Source organism: Zoogloea sp. (genome assembly GCF_023150065.1).
Taxonomy (GTDB): Bacteria; Pseudomonadota; Gammaproteobacteria; order Burkholderiales; family Rhodocyclaceae; genus Zoogloea.
Genome location: NZ_JAKLLN010000004.1, coordinates 51538 through 74398, shown reverse-complemented (window position 1 = coordinate 74398; position 22861 = coordinate 51538). Strand labels below are relative to the sequence as shown.

The window sequence follows — 22861 nt, the reverse complement described above, 5'->3', positions numbered from 1 at the left end:
AAACTCAACTCAATAGGTGGCAGGCCTGGGCCTCGACTTCGACCAGCAGATCGGCACGGCAGACGTCGGCCTGGAGGTAGACCAGCTGCGCCTCTGCCCCCAGGGCCCGGGTCAGCTCGGCCTGCACCGGGGCCAGATGCTCGGGGTGGCGCACATAGACCCGTGCGCTGAGCTCGGGCAGGTGATAGGCCGGGCCGGCGCTGCAGCGGCTGGCCTCGGCCAGCACGGCGTCCAGGTTGGTGACGATCTCCCGGGTCTGGGCCACCGGATCTCCGGGGTGCACGCTCTGGTGCCCGACGATGCTGGCCGTCCCCGACACGAACAGCCACTCCGTATCGGCATGCCGCCCGAGCGCCGCCCGCGAGAAGGTCGGGCTGCACGGGCCGTAGTCTGCCGGGTAGCGGAAGGCACTGAGCTGACGCGGATTCTCGATGGAGCGGGTGGGCGCCCGCCCGGCCAGGAAAGCCACGCTCAGCGGCCCGCCCTGCACCCCCAGCGCGCTGGCCGCCGGGATGCTGTCCATCACCAGACGCCCTGCCGCCTCGAAGGCCAGATGGCGCCCGATGTTGAACTGCCGGTAACGCTCGAGGCCGTCGGTCTCCTCGTTGATGCGGGGAAGGTAGTTCCAGATGCGCCACAGGTGGGAGTAGCCCTCCTCGGCGAGGAGCCTGAACACGGCGTCATAGGCCTGCCGGCCGGCCCGCTGCAGCACCGGGCCGCTGTCGCCGCCCAGCGCGGCGGCGGCGTCCTCTGCAACCTCGATGACGCCGAACAGCAGCTCGCCATCGTGCCGGTAACGCACACCGTGGCGGGTACCGGCCTCGGCCGGTCCGGCCCCGAACCAGGCCTCGACGGGCTCACCGAGCAGACAGGGGGCATGGAGCTGCTGGCACGGCAGCCCCTGGGGGACGTGTGTCGGCTCGGCCAGACCTATCCAGGACAGGCCGAGGAGGGTCGGATCCAGCTGCCCGCCGGCAAGCACGGTACCGGAAAGAAAGCGGTGCAGATCATGCTGCATCCCCGTCACTGGCCGGCCCCCAGGCCGGCTTCATCCACCGGCCGGATGTTGATCCGGCGGTTGCGCCAGCCACGGAGGGACTGGCGCAGATTGCCCAGGAAGGACAGGTAGTAGATGACCTTGAAGATGCGCAGCGGACGCCAGATCGGGGTGCTGCCGTAGATGTCGCCGGCGAGCACCGAGAGCAGCGCCTCCTGGACCCGGAAGATGTTGCGTGGCGCCATGAACATGTCGCGCATGGTGGGATTGGTGATGCGGTAGATGAACCAGGAAAAAACCTCCGGCCCATGCCGCATGGCCCGGTCGAACTCCGCCAGCGCCGCGGCGGCCCCGGCCGGGCGGGACAGGCAGGTGTCGATCGCCTTGGCCCCGGCAAAGCCGCTGTTCATGGCCAGCATCACCCCGGACGAGAACACCGGGTCGATGAAGGCGAAGGCATCGCCGAGCATCAGGTAGTTGGAACCGTGGTTGCGTTCCGACACGTAGGAGAAGTTGCCGGTGGCCTCCGCCTCGGTCACCATCTGCGCGTCCTTGAGGCGTTCCGCCAGGGCCGGGCAGCTGGCGATGGTGTCGAGCAGGAACTGCGTCAGGCTCCGCCCGGCGCGGGTCTTCATGTAATAGGGCCACACGGTGGCACCCACGCTGGTCAGCCCGTCGGAGAGGGGGATGAACCAGAACCAGCCGTGGTCGAACCAGAAGATGGTGATGTTGCCTTCCGCCTGGCCCTGATGGCGGCGGGCACCGACAAAGTGGGCGTACATGGCCGAGCTGTTGTGGCGCGGATTGCGGTGCTTGATCTGGAAACGGTTGGCCAGGAAGGTGTCGCGACCCGACGCATCGACCACGAAGCGCGCCTGCCAGCGCTGCTCCCGCCCGTCATCGTGGGTGGCCTTCACCACCGCGCCCTGCGTGTCCGACTGAAAATCCACCGCCCCCACCTTGCAGCCCTCGATGACCTCGACCCCTTCGCGGGCGGCATTGCGGATCAGGACATGGTCGAAATCGGCGCGCTTGACCTGGTAGGCCATGGGCAGCGATTTGTTGAAGGCGTCCGCGAAGCGGAACTCCTGGCCCTGCTCATGCCAGGGGGAGACGAACTCCGCCCCCCATTTTTCCATGCCGATGGCCTTGACCTCGTCGGCCACACCCAGGGCCTCCAGCAGCGGCATGTTGGCGGGCAGCAGGGATTCGCCAATGTGGAAACGCGGGTGATGGGCCTTCTCGAGCAGGACCACCTTGTAACCCTTGCGGGCCAGCAGCGGCGCGACGGTGCTGCCCGCCGGACCACCGCCGATCACCAGTACATCGCAGGTGCTCATCGCAGGCCGCGGGTCTTCCTTGAGTGCAGGCTCAACCATTTCGTTTCCTCGCATCCAGCGCCAGGACGGCGGCGCGGTTATACCGTAATCCCGCCCCTCCCGCCACCGCTGCGGCTGCGCCACAGGCCGGGTGAGAGGGCCGCCGCCGCCGCGGCGAGGGCACTGCCGGCAAGCACGTCCAGCAGGACATGCTGCTTCGTCGCCAGCGTCGAAAAGACAATCAGGCCGCTCCACAGCCAGTTACCCCAGTGCCAGGCCAGGCCACACTGCATCTCACGCAGCTCGCGGTCCAGCCAGAGCCCCGAATAGAGCGCCGCCGCCACGTGCAGGGACGGACAGGCATTGCCCCCCGGGTCGATCCCCTTGAGCAGCGCATAGCCCGGATACAGCCCCCAGTCCACCGCGGCCGGCGGCACCGCCGTGGGCCAGAAGACATAACAGAGCAAACCCGCCCCGCACAGGCAGGCCATGTGCAAGCCGAGGCTGAACAGACGCTTGAAGCCCGGTGCCAGCGCCGCCGGGAGGGAGACGTAAACCCACAGGGAGGCATACACCACCAGGGCCCAGGGCTGAAAGCCCACCTGTCGATCCACCCAGGTCAGGGGCATTTCGAACACCGGCCTCAGCGGATGATGGAGCAGCTCCAGGTAGGCCAGGAAGAACACATACATGAAGAGGCTGGTGCCGAGCCCCTTGAACCACCACCAATGCCGCAGGCGCGCGCCGATCCGGGCGAGCGGCCGCGGCGGAGCGTCGGCTGCTCCGGGGACGGCAAGGGTCGCCGACTCGGTGAGCGGCAGCGGGTGTGGTTCCAAGGATCGCGCTCCGGGCAGTGTCGGCAGGCTGTTGATCGCGTCGTGAATCGACAATTTTCAGCGCCCTATATTACGCGATCACGGGGACCGACAAGCACACCAGCCATCCGGCATACATCAGGCTTCCCGGAACCGGCAGACCGTCAGGGTATCCAAGTATTGAGCTGTCGCCCCCCGGCAACCAGACTCGCCTTGCAACACCTCCGCGGCGGGGCCCACAAGGCTCCTCCCGCGAATGGATCAAAAACACGATTTTTGCGAGGAATCCATCATGGCCGAGCAGGACCCCGTCCGCGCCCTGGGCGCCCCCACGTCGGGCAGCACGCTTCTCGACGACAAGTACGCCACGCCCTCCGGGCGCGTCTATCTCACCGGCTACCAGGCCCTGGTACGCCTGCTGCTGATCCAGCGTGACCGCGACCGGGCCGCCGGGCTCGACACCGCCGGCTTCGTTTCGGGCTATCGGGGCTCGCCCCTGGGCGGCCTCGACCAGACCCTGTGGAAGGCCAAGGCCCACCTGGCCAGCCACGACATCGTCTTCCAGCCGGGCATCAACGAAGACATGGCCGCCACCGCCGTGTGGGGCAGCCAGCAGGTGTCCCTGTCGCCCCAGGCCCGGGTGCGGGGGGTGTTCGGCATGTGGTACGGCAAGGGGCCAGGGGTGGATCGCTGCGGCGACGTCTTCCGCCACGCCAACGCCGCCGGCAGTTCGCAGTACGGCGGCGTGCTGGTGATCGCCGGTGACGACCACGCGGCCAAGTCATCCACCCTGCCCCACCAGACCGACCACTTCTTCAAGTCGATGATGATGCCGGTGCTGGCCCCGGCTGGGGTCCAGGAGTATCTGGATTTCGGTGTGCACGGCTGGGCCCTGTCCCGCTATTCCGGCTGCTGGGTGGCCTTCAAGGCCCTCGCCGACACGGTGGAGACCTCGGCCTCGGTGGACGTGGACCCGATGCGCGTCACCACCCGCATCCCCGACGATTTCGCCCTGCCTCCCGACGGCCTCAACATCCGCTGGCCCGACCCGCCCCTGGTGCAGGAAAAGCGCCTGCTCCACGCCAAGCTCTACGCCGCCCTGGCTTACTGCCGGGCCAACGGCCTGAACCGCGTCATCATCGACTCGCCCCAGCCGCGCCTGGGCATCATCACCAGCGGCAAGAGCTACCTGGACGTGCGTCAGGCCTTCGACGACCTGGGCATCGACGAGGCCCTGGCCGCCGAGATCGGCATCCGCCTGTACAAGGTGGGCATGGTCTGGCCCCTCGAGGCCGAGGGCGTGCGCCACTTTGCCGAGGGCCTGGACGAGATCCTGGTGATCGAGGAGAAGCGCCAGCTCATCGAATACCAGCTCAAGGAAGAGCTCTACAACTGGCGCGAGGACGTGCGCCCCCGCGTCGTCGGCAAGTTCGACGAGAAGGGCGAGTGGTCGCTGCTCACCACCCTCCGCCCAGACGGCAAGGTCACCGTGGACCACGGCGAATGGCTGCTGCCGGCGGCCGGCGAGCTGACCCCGGCCATGATCGCCCGGGTCATCGCCGCCCGCATCGGGCGCTTCTTCACCTCCGAGCGCATCGAGGCCCGGCTGGCCTTCCTGCAGGCCAAGGAGGCCACCCTCGGCCGCCGCGTGTTCGCCATCGACCGGGTGCCCACCTTCTGCCCCGGCTGCCCCCACAACACCTCCACGGTGGTGCCCGAGGGCAGCCGCGCCATGGCCGGCATCGGCTGCCACTACATGGCCACCTTCATGCCCGACCGCAAGACCGGCACCTTCACCCACATGGGCGGCGAGGGCGTGCCCTGGGTCGGCCAGGCGCCCTTCCTCAAGGAGGCGCACATCTTTGCCAACCTGGGGGATGGCACCTACTTCCACTCGGGCCTGCTGGCCATCCGTCAGGCGGTGGCGGCCTTCAACCGGCCCGGCGTGACCAGCGGCATCACCTACAAGATCCTCTATAACGACGCCGTCGCCATGACCGGCGGGCAGCCGGTTGACGGTGAGCTGAGCGTGCCCAAGCTGCTGCGCCAGCTGCAGGGCGAAGGGGTGAACACCATCGTGCTGGTGACCGACGGCACCGACCGCCCGTGGCACGTGGCCGACATCCCCCACGGCGTTCCCATCCGCCACCGGGACGAGCTGGAGGTGATCCAGCGGGAGCTGCGCAGCACCGCCGGCGTGTCGGCCCTGGTCTTCGACCAGACCTGTGCCGCCGAGAAGCGGCGCCGCCGGAAACGCGGCACCTACCCCGACCCGCAGACCCGCGTCTTCATCAACGAGGCGGTGTGCGAGGGCTGTGGCGACTGCGGCCGGGAATCCAACTGCATGGCCATCCTGCCGGTGGAGACCGAGTTCGGGCGCAAGCGCCAGATCGACCAGTCGGCCTGCAACAAGGACTTCTCGTGCATGAACGGCTTCTGCCCCAGCTTCGTCACCGTTGAAGGGGGCAAGGTGCGCAAGGGCCGGGGCCTGCAGGGCGACGACAGCCGCTTCGCAGCGCTGCCCGCCCCCAGGCTGCCCTCCACCCGCGAGCCCTGGGGCATCCTGGTCACCGGCGTCGGCGGCACCGGGGTGGTCACCATCGGCGCCCTGATCGGCATGGCCGCCCACCTGGACGGCAAGGGCGTCACCGTGCTCGACATGACCGGCCTGGCCCAGAAGGGCGGCTCGGTGTTCAGCCACGTGCGCATTGCCGACCGCCCCGAAGACCTGCACGCCGTGCGCATCGCCGCTGGCGAGGCCAACGCGGTGATCGGCGGCGACGTGGTGGTCACCGCCAGCGTGGACGCCCTGGCCAAGATGGCCACCGGCCGCACCCGGGGCGTGGTCAATTGCGCCGAGACGCCCACCTCGGAATTCACCCGCAACCCGGACTGGCAGTTCCCCCTGGAAAAGATGCAGGCCGCCATCGTCGAGGCCGTGGGCAAGGAGGGCTGCGACTTTCTCGACGCCCAGCACCTGGCCACCCGCCTGCTGGGTGATGCCATCGCCACCAACCTGTTCCTGCTCGGCTACGCCTGGCAGAAGGGTTGGGTGCCCATCAGCGAGGCCAGCCTGCACAAAGCCATCGAGCTCAACGGCGCGGCGGTGGACATGAACCGGCGCGCCTTCCTGTGGGGCCGTCGGGCAGCCGTAGACCTGCACGCGGTGGAGCGGGAGGTGAGCCCCGCGCCGGTGATCCCCATCCGCCCCGAAACCCTGGACGAGCGCATCGCCCGCCGGGCCGCCATCCTCACCGACTACCAGGACGCGGCCTACGCTCGGCGCTACACCGACCTGCTGGCCCGCGTGCGCAGCGCCGAAGCCCCGCTGGGGAGCACCCAGCTGAGCGAAGCCGTGGCCCGCAACTACTTCAAGCTGCTGGCCTACAAGGATGAGTACGAGGTCGCCCGCCTGTACGCCGACCCGGCCTTCCGCGACGCCCTGAAGCGCCAGTTCGAAGGGGATTTCCAGCTCCACTTCCACCTCGCCCCCACCTTCCTGGCCCGCCCCGACCCGGCCTCCGGGCGCATCCGCAAGCTCGTCTTCGGCCCCTGGATGCTCAACGCCTTCAAGTGGCTGGCCCGCCTGCGGCGCCTGCGTGGCACGCCCTTCGACGTCTTCGGCTACCACCCGGAGCGCCGCGCCGAGCGGGCCCTTATCCTGGCGTACGAGCAGGACATCGCCCAGCTCCTGGGGGCCCTGGATGCCAGCCGCCTGCCCCTGGCCACGGAGATTGCCAGCCTGCCGGAGGGCATCCGCGGCTATGGCCATATCAAGGCGGCGGCGATCCGGCAAGTGGCAGGGCAACGCGAGGCCCTGCTGGCGCGCTGGTCGGGCAAGGCAGCCAAGGCCAGCCAGGCCGCCTGAAGGGTACGGGATGCCGCTTCCTGGCAAGAGCGCCGGGGCGGCATCCGTCCATTTCGTCACACTCGAAACGCAATCTCACCAGCCCACGCCCCGCCAGCCCGGGAACGGGCTTTGCAGCGCCCCGAAATGGCTTCATCATCCGGGCACATCAACGCCACCCGGTCACGAAAGCCTTCCATGAAACACCTGTCCCTGCTGCTCACCACCCTGCTCCTCGGCACCTCCGCCTTTGCCGCCCCGCCCAGCAACGAGTCCATCTCCCAGCTCCTCGTCGCCACCCGCATGGAGCGCTCGGTCAGCGTGGCCCAGCAGAGCCTGGATCAGGCCGTGCGCAACTCCATCACCCAGGGCCTGCAGGGCAAGACCCTCACCCCCCAGGGCCAGAAGGTGATCGACACCTTCACTGCCGATGCCAGCACCATCATCCGCAAGGAGATCAACTGGGCCGACCTCAAGAGCGCCTACGTGAAGCTCTACGCCGAGACCTTCACCCAGGAGGAAGTGGACGGCCTGCTCGCCTTCTACCGCAGCCCCGCCGGCGTGGCCCTGCTCGAGAAGATGCCCCTGGTGACCCAGAAGTCGGCCGCCATCACCCAGCAACGCATCGGTCCCCTGGTGGAGAAGCTCAAGGCCTCCATGGCCAAAACCGTCCAGGACGCCAAGGCGGCCAAGTAAGCACGCAGCACCGGGCCCCACGAAATGAAGCTGCCCCCCGCCCTCAAGGCCCTGCTGGCCCAGCTCATCGGCACGGCCGCGGCGCTGGCCGTGGCCCGTAGCGGCCTGCTGCCGGGCGGGCTGTGGCCGGTGGCGGCAATCCAGGCGCTGGCGGCGGCGGTGGCAGCCACGGCCCTCGGCAGCGCCCCCTGGTGGCGCTGGATCCACCTGGGCTTCGCCCCTCTGGTGCTGGCCGCCCTGCAACTGCACATCGCCCCGGGGTGGTATCTGGCGGCCTTCATCGGTTTCGCCCTGGTCTTCTGGAGCAGCTTCCGCACCCAGGTGCCCCTGTTCCTGTCCAACCCGAGCACCGCCGCCGCCGTCGCCGAACTGCTCCCCCGCCAGCGCCCCGCTCGCCTCCTCGACCTGGGCAGCGGCACCGGCTCCCTGCTCCGCCCCCTGGCCCGGCTGCGGCCCGATTGCCGCCTCGAAGGCATCGAATCGGCCCCCGCGCCTTACGCCCTGTCGGTCCTGCTGTCGCGCCGGCAGCCCACCATCGCCCTGGCGCGGGGCGATTTCTTCGAGATCCCTTGGACCGACTACGACCTTGTCTACGCTTTCCTGTCGCCGGTCCCCATGGCCCAGGTGTGGCAGAAGGCGAGCACCGAGCTGCGCCCGGGCGCCCTGCTGGTGAGCAACAGCTTCCCCGTGGACGGCATCGAACCAGAACAGGTCATCGATGTGGACGACCGCCGCCACACCCGCCTCTACTGCTACCGCCCCGCCGGGCCGGCTTATCAGCAAAAATCCGGAATTACAGGCAGATAGCCCCTCAATTTCGCCTCTCCTGCGGCCGTTAATGCCCGAATAATGGCGCCATCGCGCCTGGCGTTCAGCGAGAGGATTCCCACCATGTCCCGGATCATCTGCATCATCGGCAACAAGGGCGGCACCGGCAAGACCACCCTGTCCCACATGCTCTGCCAAGGCCTCGGCCTGCTCGGCCAGCGCTCCGCCTGCGTGCTCACCGACACCTCCCGGGAGCCCCTCAGCCCCGACGGCCGCCGCTACGTGACCGCTGACGCCCGCACCCCCGAGGCCCTGCACAAGGTGGTCGGCAAGCTGCGCACCATGGACGGCTGGCTGGGTGTCATCGATGGCGGCGGCAACCGCAGCGAGATGGACCGCATGCTCAACGGCCTGGCCGACATCGTGCTGCTGCCCTTCCGCGACTCCCACGAAGACCTGCGCACCGTGCTGCGCGACCTGGACGCCTTCCCCCACGCCTACGCCCTGCCCTCCCAGTGGCCCACCAACGCCTGGGCGCGGGACGCCGCCGACCGCAGCGTGGCCCAGATCCTCGGCGCCCACCGCGACCGCCTGCTCCACCCGGTGGCCAGCCTGTCCGCCTCCAAGCTGCTGCTCCAGAAGAGCATCCCCGACGGCCTGCCGTCCAACGTCGGCAACGCCTGCCGGGCGCTGGCGAGGCAGGTGCTGGAGGTGCTGGAGATCGGCGACAACGCCCCCCGGGAGCCCCAGACCACCGAGCAGGCAGAGCGCTCGGCCAGCCCGCCGCCCACCGTACTCCCCGAAGGCTACGCCAGCACGGCCCATCATTAAGAAACGCCAGCCATCCCTTTCCTTGACCTAGGCGGTTTACCCACCGGGGTGGGTCGGGCAGAATGCGCCGACCTTTGACTTCCCAGTGTGCCCCCTGATGCTCCGAGCCCACGGTCTCGCCTGCGACCGCGGCGATCGCCGCCTGTTTTCTGCCGTGGACCTGTGCGTGTCCCCCGGCGAATGGCTGCAGGTCGAGGGTGCCAACGGGGCCGGCAAGACCAGCCTGCTGCGCATGCTCGCTGGCCTGTCACCGGCGGCCGACGGGCACATCGAGTGGGACGGCCGGCCGATGGGCGAGGCCCGTGACGACTACCACGCCCGCCTGCTCTACCTGGGCCACGCCGCGGCCATCAAGGAAGACCTCTCCGCCCTCGAAAACCTGCAGACCGCCGCCGCCATCGCCGGGCGCCCCCTGGACGAGGCCACCGCCCTCGCCGCCCTGCGCCGCATTGGCCTGAAGGGGCGCGAAGACCTGCCCGCCCGGGTCCTGTCCCAGGGCCAGAAGCGCCGGGTGGCCCTGGCCCGCCTGCTGTGCAGCCAGGCACGCCTGTGGATCCTCGACGAACCCTTCGTGGCCCTGGATGTGGCCGCCGTCACCCAGCTGTGTGGCATCCTCGACGAGCACCTGGCCAGGGGCGGCATGCTGATCTTCACCAGCCACCAGGCGGTGCAGCTGGCGGGCAGCGGCGCCACCCTCAAGCTGAGCGCCTCCACACACCCGCGGGCGGGTGCCGAGCCCCGGGAGGTGGCCGCATGAACGCCTTCATCGCCATCGTCCGCCGCGACCTGCTGCTGGCCGCCCGGCGCAAGAGCGAGGTGTTCACCGCCCTGTTCTTCTTCATGATCGTGGTCAGCCTGTTTCCCCTGGGCATCGGCCCCGAGACCGCCATGCTGCGGCGCATCGCCCCCGGCGTGCTGTGGGTCGCCGCGCTGCTGGCCGCCATGCTGTCCCTCAACCGGCTGTTTGCCGCCGACCACCAGGACGGAACTCTCGAGCAGATGAGCCTGTCTCCCACTCCGCTGGCGGTGCTGGTGAGCGGCAAGGTACTGGCCCACTGGCTGACCTCAGGCCTGCCCCTGGTGCTGCTCGCCCCCGTCATCGGGCTGCAGTTCGACCTGTCGGCCCGGGCCCTGGGGGTGCTGATGATCAGCCTGCTGCTGGGCACGCCGGTGCTGTCCCTGATCGGCGCCATCGGCGCGGCGCTGACCCTGGGCGTGCGCGGCGGTGGCGTGCTGCTGTCCCTGCTGGTGTTGCCCCTGTATATTCCGGCGCTCATTTTCGGCGCCGGGGCCGTCGAGGCTGACGTGGCCGGCCTGGGCGCCGGTGGTCATCTGTCCCTGCTCGGCGCCCTGCTGGCCCTGGGCGTGTTCTTTGCTCCCTGGGCCGCCACGGCAGCCCTGCGCATCGCCCTCGAGTAGGGCGGTCCGATCCAATCAACCGGATTCATCCATGAGTCAGCGTCTCGTCAACTGGTTCAAGTTCGCCTCGCCGGCCAGCTTCTACCCCCTGGCCGGAAAGATGTGGCCGTGGTTCGCGGCCCTGGGCACCGTCCTTGCGGCCGTGGGCCTGTGGATCAGCTTCTTCGTCGCCCCCACCGACTTCCAGCAGGGCGAGGGCTACCGGATCATCTTCATCCACGTGCCAGCCTCGTGGATGTCCATGTTCATCTACTGCGTAATGGCCTTCTGGGCCGCCATCGGCATCACCTTCAACACCCGCCTGTCGGGCATGATGAGCTCGGCCCTGGCCCCCACCGGGGCGCTGTTCGCGTTTCTGTCCCTGTGGACCGGCGCCCTGTGGGGCAAGCCCATGTGGGGCGCCTGGTGGGTGTGGGACGCGCGCCTCACCTCCGAGCTGATCCTGTTCTTTCTCTACATCGGCTACATCGCCCTCACCGCCGCTATCGACGACCCGCGCCGGGCCGACAAGGCTGGCGCCATCGTCGCCCTGGTGGGCGTGGTGAATGTGCCCATCATCTATTTCTCGGTGAAGTGGTGGAACACCCTGCACCAGGGCGCCTCCGTCTCGATGACCAAGGCGCCGACCATGGCCGCCACCATGCTGTGGGGCATGCTGATCATGGCCCTGGCCTTCTGGATGTACAGCATCGCCATCGCCCTGTACCGGGTGCGGGCCATCATCCTTGAACGGGAGCGCCACACCACCTGGGTGGCCGAACTGCCGGAGATGCAGCGATGAACTGGGGCAGCGCCAGCGAATTCTTTGCGATGGGAGGCTACGGCCTCTATGTGTGGGGCAGCTTCGGCGTCACGGCCGCGGCGCTCCTGATCGAGGTGGGGCTGGTGCGCCACCGACTTGCCGCAGTGCGGCGCGGCCTGCGCCGGGAACTTGCCGCCGACCGGGACACTCAGGACTGAATCATGAAGCCACGTCAGAAACGCCTCGCCATCATCCTTGGCGGACTCGCCGCCCTCGGCATCGCCGCCGCGCTGATCCTCAATGCCTTCCAGAGCAACCTGGTGTTCTTCTTCACTCCCACCCAGGTGGCCAACGGAGAAGCCCCCAAGGAGCGCGCCTTCCGCATCGGCGGGCTGGTCAAGGAAGGCAGCCTGCAACGCAGCGACATCGTCGCCCGTTTCATCGTCACCGACACGGCCAAGGAAATCCCGGTGGCTTACGAAGGCATCCTGCCCGACCTCTTCAGCGAGGGTAAGGGCGTGGTGGCCCAGGGCGTGCTGGGCGCCGACGGCAAATTCACCGCCACCGAGGTGCTCGCCAAGCACGACGAAAACTACATGCCGCCGGAAGCCCAGGCGGCCGTAGACAAGGCCCACGAAGCCACCCGTACCCTCAAGCAATAAGCCCGGAGGCGCTCCATGATCCCGGAAATCGGCAGTTTTGCCCTCGTCCTCGCTCTGCTGGTGGCCCTCGTCCAGGGCACCTTGCCCCTGATCGGCGCCCAGCGCGGGGTGCCCGCCTGGATCGCCCTGGCCCGCCCGGCCTCGTCGATGCTGTTCCTGCTCATCGCCGTGGCCTTCGGCTGCCTCACCGCGAGCTTCATCAACAACGACTTCTCGGTTGTGTATGTCGCCCAGCACTCCAACTCGCGTCTGCCCCTCGAGTACCGCATCTCCGGCGTGTGGGGCGGCCATGAGGGCTCGCTGCTGCTGTGGGTGCTGATGCTGTCCCTGTGGTCCCTGGCGGTGGCGGCCTTCTCCCGCAGCCTGCCCGACGACATGGTGGCCCGGGTGCAGGGTGTGCTGGGGCTGGTGGCCGCCGGCTTCATCCTGTTCATCCTGCTCACCTCCAGCCCCTTCGAGCGCCTGCTCCCGGGCGCCGAAGACGGCCGTGACCTGAACCCCCTGCTGCAGGATCCGGGGCTGATCTTCCACCCCCCCATGCTCTACATGGGCTACGTGGGCTTCTCGGTGGCTTTCGCCTTCGCCATTGCCGCCCTGCTGTCGGGCCGGCTGGACGCGGCCTGGGCCCGCTGGTCGCGCCCCTGGACCACCGCTGCCTGGATCTTCCTGACCCTGGGCATCGGCCTGGGCTCCATCTGGGCCTACTATGAGCTGGGCTGGGGTGGCTGGTGGTTCTGGGATCCGGTCGAGAACGCCTCCTTCCTGCCCTGGCTGGTGGGCACGGCGCTGATCCACTCCCTGGCGGTCACCGAAAAGCGCGGCAGCTTCAAGAACTGGACGGTACTGCTGGCCATCGGTGCCTTCTCCCTGTCCCTGCTGGGCACCTTCCTGGTCCGCTCCGGGGTGCTGAGCTCGGTGCATGCCTTCGCCTCCGACCCCAAGCGCGGCATCTTCATCCTGCTCTTCCTGGCCGTGGTGGTGGGCTCGTCCCTGACCCTGTTCGCCTGGCGCGCACCCAAGGTCAGCCTGGGTGGTGCCTTCGCCCTGGTATCCCGGGAAACCCTGCTGCTGATCAACAACGTGCTGCTGCTGTCCGCCGCCGGCGCGGTGCTGCTGGGCACCCTCTACCCGCTGGTGATCGACGCCCTCAACCTGGGCAAGCTGTCCGTCGGCCCCCCTTACTTCAATGCCGTGTTCACCCCGCTGATGGTGCCCCTGCTGTTCCTGATGGCAGTCGGCCCGGTGGCACGCTGGAAACAGGCCAGCCTGGCCGAGATCGCCCGCCCCCTGCGCTGGGCCTTCGGCATCGCCGTGGCGGCCGGCATCAGCATTCCCTTCTTTTATGGCGGCTGGTCGGGCAGCGTGGCTCTGGGCATGGGGCTGGCGATCTGGATCGTCGGCGCCTCGGTGCTGCAGATCATCACCCGCGCCCGCAGCAGCCTGCCGCCGCGCGCCTTCTGGGGCATGCACCTGGCCCACATGGGCGTCGCCGTGACCGTTGTCGGCATCGTCATGGTCACCCAGTACGAGTCCGAACGGGACGTGCGCATGGCCCCTGGCGACACGGTGAAGACCGGTGAATACCAGATCCGCTTCCTGGGTGTGGAGGGCATCAGCGGCCCCAACTACAACGCCGCCCGGGGCAACCTGGAACTGCTCAAGGATGGTCAGCTGGTGATGTCGCTGCACCCGGAAAAGCGCAAGTACCTGTCGTCGGCCATGCCCATGACCGAAGCCTTCATCGACCCGGGCCTGACCCGCGACGTTTACGTCTCCCTCGGCGACCCGCTGGAAGGTGGCGACGGGGCCTGGAGCGTGCGCGTGTACTACAAGCCCTTCGTCAGCTGGATCTGGGGCGGCGCCGTACTGATGGCCCTGGGCGGGCTGCTTGCCGCCAGCGACCGGCGTTATCGCCTCAAATCCACCGCAGCACGGGCCGACAAGCTGGCCGCCCAGGGAGCCGCATCTTGAAACGTTTCCTGATTCCCCTCGGCCTCTTCCTGACCCTGGTCGTGTTCCTGGCCATCGGCCTCAACCGCGATCCCCATGAAGTCCCCTCGCCTCTGGTGGGCAAGCCGGCGCCCGCCTTCAGCCTCGAGAAGCTCGCCGAACCCGGCAAGACCTTCTCGCCGGCCGACATGCAGGGCCAGGTCTGGCTGCTCAACGTGTGGGCATCCTGGTGCGTGTCGTGCCGGGCTGAACACCCGCTGCTGGTGGCCTTTTCCAAACAGGGCGGGCTGCCCATCGTCGGCCTCAACTACAAGGAAGTGCGCGGCGACGGCGGCATCGATGCGAAGAAGCTGTCCCCCGCCGACGAAACCAGCCTGACGCGGCAGCGCGCCGGCGCCTGGCTGAGCCAGCATGGTGATCCCTACACCCTGTCGGTCCTCGACATGGACGGCCGGGTCGGCATCGACTACGGCGTGTATGGCGTGCCGGAAACCTACCTCATCGACAAGAAGGGCGTGATCCGCTTCAAGCAGATCGGCCCCATCACCCCCGAGGCCCTGGAGAAGAAGATCCTCCCCCTGGCCCGCCAGCTGGCTGCGGAGTCCTGACATGAAGGCATTCCGCGTCACCCTCGCCACCTGCGCCGCCGCCCTGCTGCTGGGGCCCCTGAGCCCCACCGCCCAGGCCGGCGAAGCCACGCCGATGGCCGAGAATCCGGCCGTCGAAGCCCGTCTGATCGCCATTTCCGAAGAGCTGCGCTGCCTGGTGTGCCAGAACGAAAGCCTGGCGGGCTCCCGCGCCGAGCTGGCTGAAGACCTGCGCCGGGAAGTCCGCAAGCTGATCCAGGACGGCAAGACCGACCCTGAAATCAAGGATTACCTGGTGGCCCGCTACGGCGACTTCGTGCTCTACCGGCCGCCGGTCAAACCCACCACTTGGCTGCTGTGGTTCGGCCCCTTCGGCCTGATGGCCGGCGCCGTCATCGGCCTGATCCTCTACCTGCGCCGACGCGCCACCCGGGTTGAGCCCGCCCGCCTCTCCGCCGCCGACAGGGCCTCTGCCGAAGCCCTCCTCGCCGACACGCCCCCCCGCCCGAAAGACCCCGCATGACCGCCTTCTGGATCGCCGCCGGGCTGCTCACCGCCCTCGCCCTTGCCGTACTGTGCTGGCCGCTGCTGCGCCGCCGGGAGACCTCCAGCGCCTCCCGACGCGCCATCAATGCCGCCATTTTTCGCGACCAGATGAGCGATCTGGAACGCGACCTGGCTGCCGGCACCCTGTCCCAGGCCGACTACACCACCGCCCGGGACGAACTGGAGCGCCGTGTCCTCGAAGACGTGGCGGACGACGGCAGCCCCACGCCCGCAACTGCCAAACGGCTGCCCCGCACGGCGATCGGGCTGGGCCTCAGCCTGCCGGCCGCCGCCGTGGCCCTGTACATGGTGCTGGGCAACCCTGCCGCACTCGACCCCGCCGCCCAACAGGGCGGCATGCCGAGCCAGGCGGAAGTCGAACAGATGGTCGCCACCCTGGCCGCCAAACTCGAAAAGAACCCCGAAAACCAGCAAGGCTGGGCCATGCTCGGCCGTAGCTACAAGGTCATGGGCCGCCTCGAGGAGGCCGGCAAGGCTTTCGACAAGGCCGGCGCGATCATGGAATCCGAGCCCGAACTGATGCTCGAAGTGGCCGAGCTGTCGGCCGAGCTGAACCAGGGCAAGGTGGAAGGCCGCGGCGCGGAACTGCTGAAAAAAGTGCTTCAGAGCCAGCCCGACAACCCCCAGGCCCTGGTGCTGGCCGGTACCGATGCCTATTTCCGCCAGGATTATCCCGCCGCGCTGCGCCATTGGGAGAAAGTGCTGGCCCAGGTCGCACCCGACTCCGAAGACGCGCGCAATCTGGGCGCCGGCATCGAGAAAGTGCGCAGCATGATGGGGCAGGGTGCCCCAGCCACCGCTCCGGCCGCCAAGCCAGCCGCCACCGGCAAGGCCGCCGCGGTAAGCGGGCGGGTCAGCCTGGCGCCGGCCCTCAAGGACAAGGCCTCCCCGGATGATGTGGTCTTCATCTTCGCCCGGCCGGCCAACGGGCCGCGCATGCCCCTGGCGGTGCTGCGCATCCGGGTGGCCGACCTGCCCAAGGACTTCACCCTGGACGACAGCATGGCCATGAGCCCCGATACCAAACTGTCCTCGGCCAGCGAGCTGCGCATCGAGGCGCGCATCTCCAAGGGCGGCGATGCCATCGCCAAGCCGGGCGATCTGAGCGGTGAGCTTTCACCCGTCAAGCCCGGCGCCACCGGCCTTAAGGTCGTCATCGACAAGATCCTGCCCTAAGGCTGCCCCGACGCCAGCCGCAGGGGCCACGGTCGGGGCAGCGCCCTCATCCGCCTCGACCTGACGCCCGAAGAAGCAGATGGCGTTGCGCCCTGCCGCCTTGGCCCGGTACATGGCGATATCCGCCTGCTTGAGGAGTTCGTCGCGGGTCTCCCCGTGCCCGTTGAAGAGGCATACGCCGATGCTGGCAGTGCAGCGGTAACCCACCCCCGCGCCGCCGGACGGCAGCACCAGCAGATAAGGCTGGGCGAGGGCCAGCCGCAGCTTCTCCGCCACCCGGCAAGCATGGGCCGCCGCGGCGTCACGCCCCACATCCAGGTTTTCCAGCACCACGACAAACTCGTCGCCGCCCAGCCGCGCCACTGTATCCGTCTCACGGACGGACGCGCTCAGGCGCCGGGCCACCTCGGTGAGCAAGGCATCGCCCATCACATGGCCGTGCTGGTCGTTGAGACCCTTGAAGCCATCCAGATCGATGAACATCAGCGCCCCGGCGCTGTTGTTGCGGGCGCTGGCCGCCAGGGCCTGATCGAAACGGTCATGGAAGAGCCGACGGTTGGGCAGGCGGGTCAGGGAGTCATAGAAGGCCAGCTGCTGGATCTGCTCCTCGGCCCGCTTGTGCTCGGTGATGTCCGAAAACGCCGCCACATAATGAGTGATCCGTCCGGCGCGGTCGCGCACCGCCGAGATGGTGACCCACTCCACAAAGATCTCCCCCGATTTCCGGCGATTCCAGATCTCACCCTGCCAGAAGCCATCCCGCTCGAGGCCCTCCCGGAGCCGCCGGTAGAAAGCCGCATCGTGACGGCCGGAGTGGAGCAGGCGCGGCGTCTGCCCGATGGCCTCACGGGGGGTGTAGCCGGTCATTGCGGTGAAGGCCTGATTCACCCGCACGATGCGCTCGGCGGCATCGGTGATGAAGATGCCCTCCTGGGTCTCGAAGGTCGCCGCCGCGATGCGCAGCTCGCTCTCCGCGTCCTTGGCCTCGGTGATGTCCATGGCGAAGCCCTGCCAGGTCAGGCTGCCGTCGGCAGCGGCTTCGGGGACGGCGTCCATGTGCATCCAGCGCAGGCCGCGCCGGGGATGAGAGATGCGGCACTCCAGGTGCCACGGCTCGAGGGTGGCGGCAGAAGCCTGCAGCGAGGCCGCAAAGCCGGCCCGGTCATCCTCGTGCAGCGCATCCGCGAGACCGCCGGCATCGCTCGCCAGGGCTTCGGGAGCGAGCCCCCACACCTCCCGGGCCGCGTCGCTGACAAAGGGCAGGCTGTGATGCCCGTTGGCCCCCACCCGGTACTGGAAGACCACCCCGGGGATCTGCGACACGATGACCCGCAGGCGCTGGTTGAAGCCATGCTCGGCCGCCCGCGCCTCCCCCTCGATGATCGTCTGCAGCAGGCCGTTGAAGGCCCCGGCCAGGGCTCCGATCTCATCGTCACGGCGCACCGGCAGGGACTGACGGGGAATGACCCCGTCGCGCATGGCGCCCAGCAGGTCCGCCGCCTCACCGAGGGGCCTGAGCTCCCGCCGCAGCCACCACGCCCCAATGCCCGCGGCCAGCACGCTGAGGACCAGGGATGAGGCCAGCAGGCGCCAGCGCAGGGCATAGAAGGGGGCAAAGGCCTCGTCGGCGGGCAGCACCGACTGCATCAGCCAACCCGTCGAGCGCACCTTGCGGCTGGACGACAGCTCCACCACACCCCGCGAACTGCGTGCCAGCCCGGAGCCCTCATAGCCATCGATATAGCGGTCGTACACCGGGTTGATGCCCACCGGCGGCCCTGGCTGCATGACCCGGGACTTGTCGGTACCGGCAATGAAGATGCGCTGCACCGGATCGGTGATCAGATAGCCACCCTGACGGCCGAAGCGGTTGGCCCCGATCTCGTCGAGAAAATTGGGCTGCGCCAGGTTCGTCAGCCCGATCAGGCTGCCGACCACGCGCCCGCCGGCATCCCGGATCGGAACGATCATCGGCACCACGGGCTGATGGGTGGTCTTGCCGACCTGGGCGGCGCCCACGCCGGCACGGCCACTTTCCAGGGTCCGGGTGACGGCCGGCACATCGGCGTAATTCACGCCCTGACGGCCGAGCGCATCCGGCAGGCTGAGCACCGCCGTGCCGTGCCGGTCGGTCACCATCACCCCCCAGTTGAAAAGGGTCAGCAGCACCGTCTGGCTGCGGATCGACGCATCGAGACGCTCGGGCTGCGCCAGAAGCGGCGCCTCGATGCTGCCGGCCAGTACCTCCAGGGCTTTGACTCTCTCGGCCACGGAGCGGTCGATGTCGTCGGCAAGCAGGGACACCACCGAATACTGCTGGGCCGACAGGGTGCCCAGCATTTCCTGCTCGAGGAAATACAGCAGCGCCAGCGTAGTCAGCCACAGCACCACCATCACCCCCGCCAGCACGCCGGCCGCCACACGCAGGCGCAAGGACGTGGACAAGGGCTTGAGTGCAGCACGCACGCGAGACTTCAGCGTCACCATGCTCAATCCCACCTCCTGCCCTCAGGGTAAGCCCTTGCATTGCGCCACGGGCCGTGGCCTCACCCATTTCGGGCACATGATTGCCCGGCGAACGATAGGAACGGACTATCCGGAACATGCCCACTTTCAATTGGCCGCCACGCTCCGCGCAACGTATGATCATTGAGCGTTTTGGTGCCTCCAGGGCTTCCGGAACGTGCTTGAGCGGCGCGCCGGGGCACAACAAAGACCCCCAGAAACCCCACAGAGACTTCATCCCGGCGCAGCCTTTTTTCAGCATCGCTCCCAGAGCCGCCCCAGGCAGCCCGATCTGCCCAAGCCCCTTGCCCCACCGTAACCTCTTATCCCCGCTACCGCCCGCCGGCCCGGAAGAGCACTTCGAGCCCCTGCTGAGCCGGCCCGGCTTGCGCATCGAACGCATCGTCTCCCACCGCCACGCCAGCCCACCGGGTTTCTGGTACGAGCAGGCCGACGACGAGTGGGTGATGCTGGCCCAGGGCAGCGCCGAACTCGAATTCGACGACGGCGAACACCTGGCGCTCACCCCCGGCGACTGGCTGCTGATCCCCGCCGGGCGCCGCCATCGGGTCGCGGCCACCGGCCCCGATACCGTCTGGCTGGCCATCCACATGGCACTCTGAACTCCGCAGCGGGCGGATATTTGGGTACTCTCTTGTCCTTTTGCACGCTGGAGCCCAGACCCATGATCCGTCATCGTCTCACCCGCCTGGCCCTCGCCCTGGCCCTTGGCATCACCCTCCTCCCCGCCACCCCGGCACTGGCCGAAGCCCCGGCCGTGCGCACCCAGGTGCCCGGTTTCTACCGCCTCGCCGTGGGTGATGTGGAAGTGACCGCCCTCTACGACGGCTTCATCGATCTCGACACCAAGATCCTCAGCAACACCAGCCCGGCCGAAGTCCAGCGCCTGCTGGCCCGCATGTTCCTGGGGGGCCAGAAGGTCCAGACCGCCGTCAACGCCTTCCTGGTCAACGCCGGTGGCAAGCTGATCCTCGTGGATGCCGGCGCCGCCAAGGCCTTCGGGCCGACCCTCGGCTACATCGGCGACAACCTGAAGGCCGCCGGCTACAGCCCGGAGCAGGTCGATGTGGTGCTGCTCACCCACCTGCACGCCGACCACGCCGCCGGCCTGCTTGGCGCCGACGGCAAGCCCCTGTTCCCCAACGCCCAGGTCCGGGTGGCCCAGGCCGACCACGACTTCTGGCTGTCGGAAGAGATCGCCGCCAAGGCGCCGGACGGCTTCAAACCCTTCTTCAAGCTGGCCCGGGAGGCCGCCGCCCCCTACCAGGCCGCCGGCCGCTGGAAGCCCTTCGCCGGTGAGGTCGAGGTGGCCCCGAGCATCACCGCTGTCGACGCCCACGGCCACACCCCCGGCCACACCGCCTACCTGATCGAATCCAAGGGCCAGCGCCTGCTGATCGTCGGCGATGCAGTGCACAGCCATGCGGTGCAGTTCGCCCGGCCTGAGGTCGCCATCGAGTTCGACAGTGACAAGAAGAAGGCCGTGGCCGCCCGCAAGAAGCTCTTCGCCCGCGCCGCCAAGGAGAAGCTGGCCCTCGCCGGCATGCACCTGCCCTTCCCCGGCCTGGGCCATGTGCGTGCCGAAGGCAAGGGCTACGCCTGGGTACCCGTGGAGTTCAGCCCGATCCGCAGCGACAAGTAAGCCCGTTTCACCCATGCAAAAGGGCGACCCGCGGGTCGCCCTTTTGCATGCCCGGAGCTGGGTGGCTTACAGCCCGGCGTCGGCGCGCAGTGCAGCCGCCTTGTCGGTGTTCTCCCAGGTGAAATCCACCTCGTCGCGACCGAAGTGGCCGTAGGCCGCGGTGCGGGAGTAGATCGGGCGCAGCAGGTCGAGGGCCGCGATGATGCCCTTCGGGCGCAGGTCGAAGTGGGCGCGCACCAGCTCGACGATGCGGTCTTCGGAGATCTTGCCCGTGCCGAAGGTTTCCACCATCAGGCTCACCGGCTGGGCCACGCCGATGGCGTAGGCCACCTGCACTTCGCACTTTTCGGCCAGGCCGGCAGCCACGATGTTCTTGGCCACGTAACGGCCGGCGTAGGCGGCGGAGCGATCCACCTTGGACGGATCCTTGCCCGAGAAGGCGCCACCGCCGTGGTGGGCTGCGCCGCCGTAGGTGTCGACGATGATCTTGCGGCCGGTGAGGCCACAATCGCCGTTCGGGCCACCGATCACGAAACGGCCGGTGGGGTTGATCAGGAAGCGGGTACCGGCGGTGAGCATTTCCTTCGGCAGCACCGGCTTGATGACCTCCTCGATCACGGCCTCGGTGAGGTCGGCGTGGGAGATGTCCGGGTGATGCTGGGTGGACACCACCACGGTGTCGATGGCCACCGGCTTGCCATCCACGTACTTGACGGTGAGCTGGCTCTTGGCGTCGGGGCGCAGCCAGGGCAGGCGGCCGTCCTTACGCACCTCGGCCTGCCGCTGCATGATGCGGTGGGCGTAGTAGATGGGGAAGGGCATCAGGCTCGGCGTTTCATTGGTGGCGTAGCCGAACATCAGGCCCTGGTCGCCGGCCCCCTGGTCCAGATCCAGGCCTTCGCCCTCGTTCACGCCCTGGGCGATGTCGGAAGACTGACGGTTGATGGCGGTGAGCACCGCGCAGCTCTTGTAGTCGAAACCGATGTCGGAATCGTCGTAGCCGATGCGCTTGATGGTCTCGCGGGCGAGATCCATGTAGTTGATGTCGGCTCGGGTGGTGATTTCGCCGGAGATCACCACCAGGCCGGTGGACACCAGGGTCTCGCAGGCCACGCGGCCGCGGGGGTCCTGGGCCAGAATGGCGTCGAGCACCGCATCGGAAATCTGGTCGGCGACCTTGTCCGGATGGCCTTCGGAGACGGACTCAGAAGTAAACAGGAATTCACGGGCCATGCAACGCTCCTCAAAAAACAAAAATCCCCAGTGGTTCGGCGTTGCCGTCTCTGGGGATCTTCGGAGCGGCGACGCTTTAGCAGTATTTTTTGGGCGCCCTGGCAGCTTGGCTGCGCGGTGCCCCCGCCCTGCAAGTTGTCGGATTAACTCGGCGGAATCACAATTATAACTTTGCGCACCCGGCCGTCAATTCGGCCGCAACCCGACCCTGGCTGATGGCGTCCCTGATATTCAAGTTTCTCGCCGGTCTTCCCCTCGGACTCCTCCAGTCCCTGGGCGTTCTCGCCGGCTGGCTCACCTACGCCCTGTCACCCACCTATCGACGGCGCCTGCGCGCCAATCTTGAGCAGGCCCTCGGCCACGACGAGGCCGGGCGCATCTGGCGGCGCTGCGTCGGCGAGATCGGCAAGCAGGCCCTGGAGCTGCCCTGGGTCCTGCTGCGCCCCCAGGACGAGATCACCGCCAAGGTCGTACAGGTGACGGGCTGGGAGCATGTGGAGGCCGCCGAAGCGGGCGGCGGGGGCATCCTGTTCATCACCCCGCACCTGGGCTGCTTCGAGATCTCGGCCCAGTACTTCTCCATGCACAAGCCGATCACCGTGCTCTACCGGGCGCCCAAGAAGGCCGTGCTGCAGCCGGTGATCAATGCCGGCCGCCGCCGCGGCAACATGCACCTGGCCCCGGCCGACGTCAGCGGCGTGCGCCGCCTGATCAAGGCCCTGCGCGCCGGCGAGGCGGTGGGCATGCTGCCCGACCAGGTGCCCGGTGGTGGCGAAGGCGCCTGGCTGCCCTTCTTCGGCCGGCCGGCGTATACGATGACCCTGGCCGCTCGCCTGTCGGAAGTCGCCGGAGTCTCCACCCTCTTCGCCTGGGCCGAGCGCCTGCCCGGCGGCAAGGGCTTTCACCTGCACCTGCGCCCGGCGCTGACGCCCCTCGACGGCGACACCTCCGCCCGGGCCGCCGCCATCAACCGGGAGCTCGAAGCCCAGATCCGCGAGAATCCCGCCCAATACCTGTGGGGCTACAACCGCTACAAGCGCCCGTCCGGCGCACCGCCCGCACCTGCAACCCGGTAATCATCCCC

21 protein-coding genes are annotated in these 22861 nt (G+C 68.4%); 16 read left to right on the top strand and 5 right to left on the bottom strand.

Features of this window, described 5'->3' with window-relative positions; translation table 11 throughout:
- Positions 1-4 precede the first annotated feature (4 nt).
- The 3 genes from L6Q67_RS06770 to L6Q67_RS06760 are packed head-to-tail and all read right to left on the bottom strand — an operon-like array spanning position 5 to position 3152.
- A complete protein-coding gene (locus L6Q67_RS06770) occupies positions 5-1018 on the bottom strand; it encodes a hypothetical protein (RefSeq protein WP_296567202.1) in 1014 nt (337 codons plus the stop codon).
- Between the two features lie 5 nt (positions 1019-1023).
- On the bottom strand, positions 1024-2376 hold the full coding sequence (locus tag L6Q67_RS06765; RefSeq protein WP_296567201.1) for an NAD(P)/FAD-dependent oxidoreductase: 1353 nt from the start codon (positions 2374-2376) through the stop codon (positions 1024-1026).
- Positions 2377-2414: 38 nt separating this feature from the next.
- Entirely contained in the window at positions 2415-3152 is a 738-nt protein-coding gene (locus L6Q67_RS06760) for a phosphatase PAP2 family protein (protein WP_296567199.1), read from the bottom strand.
- 271 nt (positions 3153-3423) lie between these two features.
- Between L6Q67_RS06760 and L6Q67_RS06755 the strand changes: the two genes are divergently transcribed.
- From L6Q67_RS06755 to ccmI, 13 genes are all read left to right on the top strand, one after another.
- Positions 3424-6999, top strand: a complete 3576-nt coding sequence (locus tag L6Q67_RS06755) for an indolepyruvate ferredoxin oxidoreductase family protein (protein ID WP_296567196.1) — start codon at positions 3424-3426, stop codon at positions 6997-6999.
- Positions 7000-7176: 177 nt separating this feature from the next.
- Positions 7177-7674 carry a DUF2059 domain-containing protein gene (locus L6Q67_RS06750; protein ID WP_296567193.1) on the top strand — a complete coding sequence of 166 codons (498 nt, stop codon included), beginning with the start codon at positions 7177-7179 and terminating at the stop codon, positions 7672-7674.
- A gap of 30 nt (positions 7675-7704) precedes the next feature.
- Entirely contained in the window at positions 7705-8481 is a 777-nt protein-coding gene (locus L6Q67_RS06745; protein WP_296567745.1) for a trans-aconitate 2-methyltransferase, read from the top strand.
- Between the two features lie 84 nt (positions 8482-8565).
- Positions 8566-9273: a hypothetical protein gene (locus L6Q67_RS06740; protein ID WP_296567192.1), complete on the top strand. Its 708-nt coding sequence runs from the start codon at positions 8566-8568 to the stop codon at positions 9271-9273.
- Between the two features lie 97 nt (positions 9274-9370).
- Positions 9371-10030, top strand: a complete 660-nt coding sequence (gene ccmA, locus L6Q67_RS06735) for a cytochrome c biogenesis heme-transporting ATPase CcmA (protein WP_296567190.1) — start codon at positions 9371-9373, stop codon at positions 10028-10030.
- Positions 10027-10692, top strand: a complete 666-nt coding sequence (gene ccmB, locus L6Q67_RS06730; protein WP_296567187.1) for a heme exporter protein CcmB — start codon at positions 10027-10029, stop codon at positions 10690-10692. The genes ccmA and ccmB overlap by 4 nt, the downstream gene beginning before the upstream one ends.
- Positions 10693-10723: 31 nt before the next feature.
- Positions 10724-11473 (top strand): heme ABC transporter permease CcmC, encoded by a 750-nt coding sequence (gene ccmC, locus L6Q67_RS06725; RefSeq protein ID WP_296567185.1) that lies wholly within the window; start codon positions 10724-10726, stop codon positions 11471-11473.
- On the top strand, positions 11470-11652 hold the full coding sequence (gene ccmD / locus L6Q67_RS06720; protein WP_296567182.1) for a heme exporter protein CcmD: 183 nt from the start codon (positions 11470-11472) through the stop codon (positions 11650-11652). Before ccmC ends, ccmD begins: the two co-directional genes overlap by 4 nt.
- Before the next feature lie 3 nt (positions 11653-11655).
- The gene (ccmE, locus tag L6Q67_RS06715) at positions 11656-12096 is read left to right on the top strand and encodes a cytochrome c maturation protein CcmE (RefSeq protein WP_296567178.1); all 441 of its coding nucleotides are present in this window, start codon (positions 11656-11658) and stop codon (positions 12094-12096) included.
- Positions 12097-12111: 15 nt separating this feature from the next.
- The gene (locus L6Q67_RS06710; protein ID WP_296567176.1) at positions 12112-14067 is read left to right on the top strand and encodes a heme lyase CcmF/NrfE family subunit; all 1956 of its coding nucleotides are present in this window, start codon (positions 12112-12114) and stop codon (positions 14065-14067) included.
- A complete protein-coding gene (locus tag L6Q67_RS06705; protein WP_296567743.1) occupies positions 14061-14654 on the top strand; it encodes a DsbE family thiol:disulfide interchange protein in 594 nt (197 codons plus the stop codon). The genes L6Q67_RS06710 and L6Q67_RS06705 overlap by 7 nt, the downstream gene beginning before the upstream one ends.
- 1 nt (position 14655) lies before the next feature.
- A complete protein-coding gene (locus L6Q67_RS06700; RefSeq protein ID WP_296567172.1) occupies positions 14656-15156 on the top strand; it encodes a cytochrome c-type biogenesis protein in 501 nt (166 codons plus the stop codon).
- Positions 15153-16376 carry a c-type cytochrome biogenesis protein CcmI gene (gene ccmI, locus L6Q67_RS06695; protein ID WP_296567169.1) on the top strand — a complete coding sequence of 408 codons (1224 nt, stop codon included), beginning with the start codon at positions 15153-15155 and terminating at the stop codon, positions 16374-16376. The genes L6Q67_RS06700 and ccmI overlap by 4 nt, the downstream gene beginning before the upstream one ends.
- Here ccmI and L6Q67_RS06690 read toward each other — a convergent pair.
- On the bottom strand, positions 16317-18863 hold the full coding sequence (locus tag L6Q67_RS06690) for a diguanylate cyclase (protein WP_296567741.1): 2547 nt from the start codon (positions 18861-18863) through the stop codon (positions 16317-16319). The two genes, ccmI and L6Q67_RS06690, sit on opposite strands and share 60 nt — an antisense overlap.
- Before the next feature lie 323 nt (positions 18864-19186).
- Between L6Q67_RS06690 and L6Q67_RS06685 the strand changes: the two genes are divergently transcribed.
- A complete protein-coding gene (locus L6Q67_RS06685; RefSeq protein ID WP_296567166.1) occupies positions 19187-19504 on the top strand; it encodes a cupin domain-containing protein in 318 nt (105 codons plus the stop codon).
- Positions 19505-19566: 62 nt separating this feature from the next.
- The gene (locus tag L6Q67_RS06680; protein ID WP_296567164.1) at positions 19567-20544 is read left to right on the top strand and encodes an MBL fold metallo-hydrolase; all 978 of its coding nucleotides are present in this window, start codon (positions 19567-19569) and stop codon (positions 20542-20544) included.
- Positions 20545-20610: 66 nt separating this feature from the next.
- On the opposite strand, the gene metK is transcribed toward L6Q67_RS06680, so the two are convergent.
- Complete coding sequence (gene metK, locus L6Q67_RS06675) at positions 20611-21777, bottom strand: methionine adenosyltransferase (RefSeq protein WP_296567162.1); 1167 nt, start codon at positions 21775-21777, stop codon at positions 20611-20613.
- Positions 21778-21992: 215 nt separating this feature from the next.
- On the opposite strand from metK, the gene L6Q67_RS06670 reads away from it, so the two are divergent.
- On the top strand, positions 21993-22853 hold the full coding sequence (locus L6Q67_RS06670) for a lysophospholipid acyltransferase family protein (protein WP_296567159.1): 861 nt from the start codon (positions 21993-21995) through the stop codon (positions 22851-22853).
- Positions 22854-22861: the final 8 nt, after the last annotated feature.